Here is a 7,456-nt window from a genome sequence, read left to right as displayed (position 1 = left end):
CCACCACCTCGAACCACACCAGCGTCCCATCGGTCCCCAGATAGCCGACGCGCCCGCCGTCCGGGGTGACGAACGGGTACAGCCCGTACGCGGTCCCCCACGGCAACGGCTGCTGCCGGGAGTCACCGTCCGCGTCCCGGACGAACAGCGTGGCCCGGCCGCCGTTGGTCACGGTGACGATCACTCGCCCGTCCCGGCTCGCCGCCAGCTGCGTGTCCGCGCCCGTACCACCGGACACCAGCCACTGGGTCGTGCCGTAGCCGAGATATCCCTGGAGCAGCGCGTCCCGGGCCAGTTCGGTGGGCGCGCTCCGGTACGCGCCGACCGCGAGCATGAGGGACAGCGCCGGGTCGGTGTCCCGCAGATCGGCCGAGGCGACCGCCATCGTGCGGGACGCCGACTCGGCGGCCCGGGTCGCGCCGACGCGTGCCTCGTTGACGAACAGCGTGCCCAGCGCCGAGGCCAGGGCCAGGGCGAGCGCGATGCTGATCAGGCCCCACCGGCGGCGCCGCGCCTGCCGCCTCCGGTGGCGGCGGCCCCGGGCCAGGAAGTCGCGGTCGTGCGGGCTCAGATCGGCCGGCCGGTCCCGCTCCCAGCGTGCCGCGCGGTCCAGGGCGGTGACGCCCGGCAGCAGATCGGCGGGGCGCCCGGCCGCTTCCCAGCGCTCCCGGTCGGCGCGCAGTTCGTCGCGCCGGACGAGGAAGTCCCGGTCCTCCTGGATGCGTTGTCCGAGGCCCGGCCAGACACCGATCACCGCCTCGTGGGCCAGCTCCAGCCGTTCGCGCCCCACCACCAGCCGGGCGTCGATCAGCACGTCGGCCGCCGCGCGCTGGTGCGGATCCAGCTCGGCGCGGTCGATGCTCGCCCGGACCGGCCGGGTGGCGTCCGGCGGCAGCCTGACCAACGCCAGCAGCAGCCGCTCCAGGGCCTTTTCGACGTCGGCCCCCTTCGCACGGCATGCCGCCTGCGCCCGGCCCACCTGGTGAACCAGCGCACCCCGCACCCCGTGCACCTCCTCGTAGGTGCCGTGGCCGATCCAGGCGCCGTCCTTCTCCTCCCACAGCCGCTTCAGGGTGAACGCCAGCAGCGGCAGCCCGTCGCTCCCCTCGCCCATGTCCGCGCGGATGCGGGCGGCCAGGCCGTCCGCGTACCGGCCGCCCAGGGCGGCGAAGGGTGCGGAGATCGCGGCGTCCACTTGCCCGGCGGTCATGGCCGGCAGCAGATACAGCTCACCCGTCCAGGAGGCGGCCTTCTCCACCGCGTCCAGCCGGGCGGTGATGAGGACGCGCAGCTTCTCCGACCGTTCGGCCGCCTGGAGCAACGGCACCAGTGGGCCCGGGCCGGAGGTCAGCTGCTCCAGCTGATCGATGACGACGAGGAGGTTGCCCTCCCTCTTCTCGGCGCGCCGGGCGATGGCCTCCGGCGTCAGCTGCTCCACGGTGGTTCCGAGCGCTCCGGCGAGTTCCTCGGTCATGCGGTCGGCCGGACCGGCGTCGATCACCACCGCCTCGTGACCGGGCCGCAGCCGGGGCACCACCCCGGCGCGTACCACGGAGGACTTGCCGCAGCCGGACGGCCCGGTGACGGTCACCACCGGGTGGGCGCGCACCAGCCGGGCGATCGTTTCCGACTCCTCCCGGCGGCCGAAGAACCGCCCGGCGTCCTCCTCGTCGAACGCCGCGAGGCCGGGGAACGGTGAGGGCTTCTCGAACAGGTCCCGGATCTCGGCCACTTCCGCGCAGAGCCGCTGGAGCGGGATGATGAACGCGGCCGGCGCCCGGGTGTCGTGGGTGGCCACCATGCCGACCGCGGCGCCCCGTTCCGCGTCCCAGACGGGAGAGCCGCTGAAGCCGCCGATGATCTCGTACGCGCCGCCCGGCACCTTGTCGATCTGCACCCGGCCACCGGACTGGAGTCCGCGCAGCACGCTCTCCTGCCAGACGCCGTCAGGCCGCCCGACGGGGTAGCCGAAGGCCCGCACCCGACGGTTCCAGTCGCCCGGGTACGCCAGCGGGACGGGCGCCGTCCCGGGCGGCGGCGCGGCGAACCGTAAGACGGCGATGTCCCCGTCCCGGCGCTCCACCGTGCAGCGCACCGGTTCGCGGTTGCCCTCCGTGGTGATCGCGGGTACCACCAGCGCCTCGTCCGCCTCGGGCGGCAGGACGTGGGAGCAGGTCAGAGCGGTATGCGTGGTGGCCAGAAAGGCGACGCCGACCGGTCCCCCATCGGCCCCCCGGACCGTCAGCAGGGCCGCACCGAGCGGGTCGGCCTCGGGGTCAGCGCTCCGGACCATCGCCCGGCCGGGTCCAGGTGAGGGTGACCGCGAAGTTGGCCTCCGCCGCCGCGCTGCTGATGATCACATCGGCGTCGGCGGACAGGGAGAGCCCGAATTGCACACTGATCTCGTCGGGCGCCCGGGGCATCTCCCGGAAGGTGTCCACGAAGCGTTCGGCGACCGGCCGCACCGTGCGCAGCATCCCCTCCAGCGACCGGGCGGCCCGGGCCGCCACCCGGCCGGTGGCTCCGGCGGGGACGACCCCCTCGTCCGGCGCCTCCCGGATCTCCACCATCACGACATCCGCCCCGTCGTCGCCGACGGGCATTTCCCTCACCTGCATCGCGCACCCCCTCGCCCGGCCAACGTACCCCTTCGGGGGTGCGCGTGTGACCCATTCCGCACCGGTCGGCGAGAAAACCGGCGCAGCCCCCACCCACTCCGGAACGGCTCCGAGAATTATCGGAGAACGATCACCGGAGACGCCGCACACGATTGACCGGAAAGCCGCCTGGACAAGACCGGGGACCGGTTTTCCCTTCCGGAATCCTTGCGAGAACTGTTGACGCCCCCGGGCCCCCGCCCAACACTGCTGGGCACGCTGAGTGTTACCCCCACCGACAGACCCGCACGGTCATGTCCCGCTGCTTGGAGGACACATGCACGAGGACAGCACGCCCGCCCGGCCGCTCAGCCGCCGGCGCTTCATCGCCCGTACCGGAGCCGTGAGCCTGGCCGCCGCCTCGGCCTCGGCCCTGGTGCTGCCGGGCGTCGCGCACGCACAGACGATCACGCAGAACCAGACCGGCACCCACAACGGCTTCTACTACTCGTTCTGGACCGACGCCCAGAACACCGTCTCCATGACCCTGGGCAACGGAGGCAACTACAGCACCTCGTGGCGGAACACCGGCAACTTCGTCTGCGGCAAGGGCTGGCCCAACGGCTCCCGCCGCAACGTGGGCTACTCCGGCAGCTTCAACCCCTCGGGCAACGGCTACCTCTGTCTCTACGGCTGGACCGCCAACCCGCTCGTCGAGTACTACATCGTCGACAGCTGGGGCAACTACCGCCCGACCGGCGACTACCGCGGCTCGGTCAACAGCGACGGCGGCACGTACGACATCTACCACACGATGCGTTACAACGCCCCGTCCGTCGAGGGCACCCGCACCTTCCCGCAGTACTGGAGCGTCCGCCAGTCCCGGCGGGTGGGCGGCACGATCACCACGGGCAACCACTTCGACGCCTGGAGCCGCTCGGGCATGAACCTGGGAGCCTTCAACTACTACATGATCATGGCTACCGAGGGCTACCAGAGCAGCGGCAACTCCAACATCACCGTCTGGGGCTGACCCCGGTCGGCGGCGCCGGGGCCCGCTCGCGCGGGCCCCGCGTCACACGTCCGCGCCGGCCGCGTCCACCAGGTGGTCGAGGACCAGCATGTGGCCGGGGGCATGGGTGATCGTGTAGTCCGCCGCCACCTGGGGCAGGGCCAGTTGGGGGGTGACCCCGCAGGCCCAGAACACCGGGACGTCGCCGTCCTCGATCACCGGGGTCGGGCCGAAGTCCGGGCGGGACAGGTCGGCGATGCCCAGGGCCGCCGGGTCGCCGATGTGGACCGGGGCGCCGTGGCCGCTCGGGTAGCGCGCGGTGATCTCCACGGCGCGCGCGACCAGGGCGGCCGGGATCGCCCGCATGGTCACCACCAGCGGCCCGGCAAGACGTCCCGCCGGCCGGGTCGGCACGTCCGTGACGTACACCGGCGGCGCCGCCGAGCCCGGCGCGTACCGCACCGGGACACCGGCCCGGCGGAGCGGCCCCTCGAAGGTGTGGCTGCACCCCAGCAGGAAGCCCACCGAGTCCTCGCGCCAGTACGGCTTGATGTCGTGCGGCTCGCCGGCCGGTTCGCCGTTCCGCCACACCCGGTAGCGGGGCAGGTCGGTGCGCAGGTCGGCCACGGTGCTGCCGACGCGCACCACCGGGTCGCCCGGCTCGGTCACCGCGATGACCGGGCAGGGCTTCGGGTTGCGCACACAGAACAGCAGGACGTCGTAGGCCAGTTCGCGCGGCACGATCACCAGGTTGGCCTGCTGGTACCCGTCCAGGACACCGGCCGTGGGCCCCGTCCAGCGGCCGGCCGCGGCCAGTTCGCGCAGCGCCCGCGGGGAGTCGGGGGCGGTACTCACGTCAGCTCCAGCTTGCTGGACTCGGGCACGGTGCGCAGTGTGAGCAGCGCCATCGCGGCGGCGCCCATCAGCAGGAAGCCCGGGGCGAGCAGGTTGCCGGTGGTGGCGATGAGCCAGGTCGCCAGGTACGGGGTGAGCCCGCCGCCGATGATGGTGCCGATGTTGAAGCTGAACGACAGCCCGGTGTAGCGGACCCGCGTCGGGAACTGCTCGGCGTACGTCGGGTAGGTGACGGACTGGACGATCGGCATCGGCAGCGCCAGCACGATCATGGCGAGGACGGCGAGCGGGAAGCTGCCGATGCCCATCACCAGCATGGCCGGTACGACGAGCACCGCGTAGCCGAGGAAGCCGATGGTGATGACCTTCTTCCGCCCCCAGGTGTCGGAGAGTCCGCCGAAGACGGGCATCAGACACGCCACGAAGAAGCTGATCCCGCCCATGATCCAGAAGGTGGAGGACTTCGGGTAGCCGAGTTCCGAGGTGAGGTAGATGTTCATGAAGATCAGGCCGACCCAGTAGCCGCAGTTGGACCCGATCGCCAGCAGCGTCACCTTGACCACCGGCGCCCGGTACCGGGTGAGCACTTCGGTCAGCGGCGCCTTGGCCGTGGCGTCCTCCTCCTTGGTGCTGAGGAACGCCTCGGAGTCCTCCAGGCGGTTGCGGGCCAGCAGCGCCACGGCGATCAGCGGCAGGGACAGCAGGAACGGGATCCGCCAGCCGAAGTCCTGCAACTGCTGCTCGGTCAGCACGGTGCTCAGGACACCGGCCACCAGCGCGGCCGTTCCGCCGCCCAGGGCCACGCCGACCGGGGTGAAGGCGCCGAAGAAGCCGCGCCGGCCGGGCGGGGCGGATTCGGCGAGGTACGTGGCGGAGCCGGTGACCTCGCCGCCGGCGAAGAAGCCCTGGGCGAGGCGGACCAGCAGCAGTCCGATCGGCGCGGCCACGCCGATCGTTTCGGCGGTGGGCAGCAGCCCGACGGCCGCGGTGGCGGTTCCCATGCCCACGACGGTGAGGATCAGCACCGGTTTGCGGCCGAGCCGGTCGCCGAGCCGGCCCAGCACGATGCCGCCCAGCGGGCGCATCAGGAAGGCGCTGCCGAACACCGCCAGGGTGGCCAGCAGGGAGGCGGTGGGGTCGTCGTCGGGGAAGAAGTGCGGTCCGATGACGACGGCCAGATAGCCGTAGACCCCGAACTCGTAGTACTCGATGGCGGTGCCCGCGGCGGCGGCGACGGCCGCCCTGCGGGAACGCCGGGGGGCGTCGGCCGGGGCCGTCGTTTTCTCCCCGGTGGGGGGCGGGGGCGTTGATAGGCTCGTCATGGGCGTGCTCCGGTTCTGACATGTTCCGTGGCAGGGACGTGCGGCCAGTCGTGCGGGGCGTCCGCGTGCAGACGCGGGTGCGGGTACGGCGCCGGGGGCCCGTATGACGGTCATCCGCAGGACTGGACCTCCTGCTGATGACCGTCGCTTCCTCCGGGCGGGTTCAGACGGCGAAGAGCTGGCCGAGGTCGGCGAACGCCTTGAACTCCATGGCGTTGCCCGCCGGGTCGAGGAAGAACATGGTCCACTGCTCGCCCGGCTCGCCCTCGAAGCGCACATAGGGCTCGATCACGAACTCGGTGCCGATCGCGGTGAGACGTTCCGCCAGCGCCTTGAACTCCTCGACGGGCAGCACCAGGCCGAAGTGCGGCACCGGCACCTGGTGGCCGTCGACCGGGTTGGTTCCGGCGACGCCGTCCCGCGGGGCGCCGGAGGGGCCGTCCCCGACCTGGTGGGTGACGACCTGGTGGCCGCGGAAGTTCCAGTCGATCCACTTGGTGTCGGAGCGGCCCTCGGAGAAGCCGAGCACGGTGCCGTAGAAGGCGCGGGCCGCCTCGATGTCGTCGACGGGGATGGCGAGGTGGAAGGGGACGAGGCCGTTGGGCTCGGTGGTGCTCATGGTGTGGTGCTCCTTGCGTGCGTGGTGCGATGCGGGTTCGTGCGGGTTCGTGCGGGTGGTGACGAGGGGGGTGCGGTCTCCTTTCAGCGGGCCGGTACGAGGCGCAGCTCGTCCCCGGGCAGGGTCTGCCCGACGAGGTCGATGTCGGTGTCCGTGACGACCCCGATGACCGGGTAGCCGCCGGTGACGGGGTGGTCGGAGAGGAACACGATCGGCTCGCCGGACGGGGGGATCTGGATGGCGCCGCGCACCGTGCCCTCGCTGGGCAGGTGCACGGAGCCGATGGCCAGCGGCGGCCCGGTCAGCCGGGCGCCGACCCGGTCGGTCTGGGCGGAGATCCGCCAGCCGGTGGCGGTCAGGCGGTGCCGGTCCGCGGCGTCGAACAGGTCGTCCCGCGGCCCCCAGCGGAAGCGCGCGGTGACGGCGCCGCCGGACGGGACGGCGCTGAAGGCCAGTTCGACGGGGACGGCGGGCACCGCGCGGGCGGGCCCGAGGCCCAGTACCGTACCGGCGCCGAGCGGTGGGGGGCCGAGCCCGGTGAGGGAGTCGCGGGAGGCCGAGCCGAGGACGCGTTCGGCCGCGATGCCGCCGCAGACCGCCAGGTAGGTGCGGCAGCCGGCCCAGGGGCGGCCGATGGCGATCCGGGCTCCGGCGGGCAGGCGGACGAGGGTCGGGTCGGGGACGCGGACCCCGTTCACGGTCACCGGCACCGGGGCGCCGGTGACGGCCGCGTAGCGCGGGGTGGAGAGGGTGAACGCGAGCCCGCCGAGCGTGATTTCGAGGGCAGGGGTGTTCTCGGGGTTGCCCACCAGGCGGTTGGCGAGCAGAAAGCTGCGCCGGTCGGCGGGCCCCGCCGTGGGAACGCCCAGGTGGGCGAGGCCGGTGCGGCCCAGGTCCTGGACGGTGGTCGAGACGCCGGACGCGATGACCGTCATGGTGGCGGCGGTCATGGCCCGACCGCCTCGAAGACGACACGGTCGCCGATGGCCAGGCGGTTGGGCGGGCTGGCGGTCACGTCCCACAGCCGGGCCGTGGTGACGCCGATCTGGTG

The 7,456-nt window shown here is 72.8% G+C and carries 7 protein-coding genes; 1 reads left to right on the top strand and 6 read right to left on the bottom strand.

The window, feature by feature from the left end:
• Positions 1-2,293, bottom strand: a 2,293-nt coding sequence (locus ACFV5N_RS22020) for a trypsin-like peptidase domain-containing protein (protein ID WP_385602499.1), incomplete at its 3' end; no start/stop codon positions are given.
• Positions 2,277-2,603 (bottom strand): CU044_2847 family protein, encoded by a 327-nt coding sequence (locus tag ACFV5N_RS22015; protein ID WP_385602496.1) that lies wholly within the window; start codon positions 2,601-2,603, stop codon positions 2,277-2,279. The genes ACFV5N_RS22020 and ACFV5N_RS22015, both read right to left, overlap by 17 nt.
• Positions 2,604-2,934: 331 nt before the next feature.
• On the opposite strand from ACFV5N_RS22015, the gene ACFV5N_RS22010 reads away from it, so the two are divergent.
• The gene (locus ACFV5N_RS22010; protein ID WP_385602493.1) at positions 2,935-3,630 is read left to right on the top strand and encodes a glycoside hydrolase family 11 protein; all 696 of its coding nucleotides are present in this window, start codon (positions 2,935-2,937) and stop codon (positions 3,628-3,630) included.
• 42 nt (positions 3,631-3,672) lie between these two features.
• Here the strand turns inward: ACFV5N_RS22010 and ACFV5N_RS22005 are convergent, their stop codons facing one another.
• The 4 genes from ACFV5N_RS22005 to ACFV5N_RS21990 form a co-directional block, all read right to left on the bottom strand.
• Positions 3,673-4,464: a putative hydro-lyase gene (locus ACFV5N_RS22005; protein ID WP_385602490.1), complete on the bottom strand. Its 792-nt coding sequence runs from the start codon at positions 4,462-4,464 to the stop codon at positions 3,673-3,675.
• A complete protein-coding gene (locus tag ACFV5N_RS22000) occupies positions 4,461-5,786 on the bottom strand; it encodes an MFS transporter (RefSeq protein WP_385602487.1) in 1,326 nt (441 codons plus the stop codon). Before ACFV5N_RS22000 ends, ACFV5N_RS22005 begins: the two co-directional genes overlap by 4 nt.
• Positions 5,787-5,949: 163 nt before the next feature.
• The gene (locus tag ACFV5N_RS21995) at positions 5,950-6,405 is read right to left on the bottom strand and encodes a VOC family protein (RefSeq protein WP_385602484.1); all 456 of its coding nucleotides are present in this window, start codon (positions 6,403-6,405) and stop codon (positions 5,950-5,952) included.
• An 83-nt stretch (positions 6,406-6,488) separates the two neighbouring features.
• Positions 6,489-7,355, bottom strand: coding sequence for a biotin-dependent carboxyltransferase family protein (locus ACFV5N_RS21990; RefSeq protein ID WP_385602481.1), 867 nt, complete (start codon positions 7,353-7,355; stop codon positions 6,489-6,491).
• Positions 7,356-7,456: the final 101 nt, after the last annotated feature.

The organism is Streptomyces sp. NPDC059853 (assembly GCF_042731495.1).
Lineage (GTDB): Bacteria > Actinomycetota > Actinomycetes > Streptomycetales > Streptomycetaceae > Streptomyces.
Note: the sequence above shows the minus strand (reverse complement) of the source record. Positions and strands in the feature narration are given on the sequence as shown.